We start from the raw sequence: 1,257 nt of genomic DNA on the forward strand, positions 1-1,257 counted from the left end.
TGGAGTTGCCCCCGGATGCCGGACACCTTGAGTCCTGACAGCGGTGCTGTTGGGCGAGAGGATGTTTGTTATGGCTCGTCCGTCGAAGTATCCGGAGTCGTTCCGCCGGGATGCGGTGGAGTTGGTGCTGACCAGTGATCGGCCGATCCGGCAGATCGCGGAGCAGCTGGGTGTCTCGCACGAGACTCTGCGGTCCTGGGTGCGGGATGCCCGGCGGGCCAAGGACCCGGAGCAGGTGGCGCAGGCCGAGCAGGCGCTGGAGACCGCGGCGATGCGCAAACGGCTGGCGGAGCTGGAGAAGGAGAACGAGATTCTCCGCAAGGCGGCCGCCTATTTTGCGCGCGAGATGGATCGATGATCTACCGCTACCGGTTCATCTCCGAGCACCGCGCCACCTATGGCGTGCAGCGGTTATGCCGGATCCTCGGGGTCCGGCGGCAGGGCTTCTATCGATGGCTGGCCACTCAGGCCGGCCGCGAGACGCGGGCAGGGCGCGACGAGGACCTGGCGGTGGTGATAACCGGGATCCACCAGGAGCACCGGGGCCGCTATGGGCGGCCGCGGATCACCATGGAACTGCGGCGGCGCGGCATCACGGTCAACCACAAGCGGGTCGGGCGGGTCATGGCCGAGCTCGGTCTGGCCGGGATCACGCGGCGCCGGCGCCGTTTCCTGACCAGCCCGGCGCTGGTCCCGGCCGAGCCGGTCGCCGATCTGGTCGGCCGGGACTTCACCGCCGAACGTCCCGGTGAGCGGTTGGTCGGCGACATCACCTGCCTGGTCACCGGCCAGGGCCGGTTGTTCCTGGCCACGGTGATCGACCTGCACAACCGCGAGGTCGTCGGCCACGCCCTGGGCACGGACCCGACCACCAGCCTGGTCACCGAGGCGATCGATCTCGCCGCCGCTCGGGGCCTGATCAGCGATAACGCGGTGTTCCACTCCGACCGCGGCACCCAATACACCGCCCACAGGTTCCGCGACGCCCTCACCGCGCAGCGGATGCGGCCCTCGATCGGCCGCAAAGGCTCCTGCTACGACAACGCCGTCGCCGAAGCCTTCTTCGCCACCCTCAAAACCGAACTCCCCACCACCACCTGGACCACCCGCGACCAGGCACGAACCGACATCTTCAGCTACATCCACTACTACAACCACGACCGTCTACATTCGACAAACGGTCACCGGACCCCCGCCGAAACACGCACGGCCCACGCCGCGTGAAAACCACGTGTCCGGCAAACGGGGACAACCCCA

At 67.9% G+C, this 1,257-nt stretch carries 2 protein-coding genes; both read left to right on the forward strand.

Translation table 11 applies throughout. From position 1 onward, the window contains the following. The first annotated feature begins 70 nt into the window (after positions 1–70). Positions 71–358 (forward strand): transposase, encoded by a 288-nt coding sequence (locus tag FXN61_RS49520; protein WP_167980651.1) that lies wholly within the window; start codon positions 71–73, stop codon positions 356–358. After that, positions 355–1,224: an IS3 family transposase gene (locus FXN61_RS49525; RefSeq protein WP_167980652.1), complete on the forward strand. Its 870-nt coding sequence runs from the start codon at positions 355–357 to the stop codon at positions 1,222–1,224. Before FXN61_RS49520 ends, FXN61_RS49525 begins: the two co-directional genes overlap by 4 nt. The last annotated feature ends 33 nt before the right edge of the window (positions 1,225–1,257 follow it).

The organism is Lentzea indica (assembly GCF_012184385.1).
GTDB lineage: Bacteria > Actinomycetota > Actinomycetes > Mycobacteriales > Pseudonocardiaceae > Lentzea > Lentzea indica.

Coding starts and splice junctions, on each gene's coding strand:
- FXN61_RS49520 (WP_167980651.1), top strand. CDS start 71: ATGGCTCGTCCGTCGAAGTATCCGGAGTCGTTCCGCCGGGATGCGGTG.
- FXN61_RS49525 (WP_167980652.1), top strand. CDS start 355: ATGATCTACCGCTACCGGTTCATCTCCGAGCACCGCGCCACCTATGGC.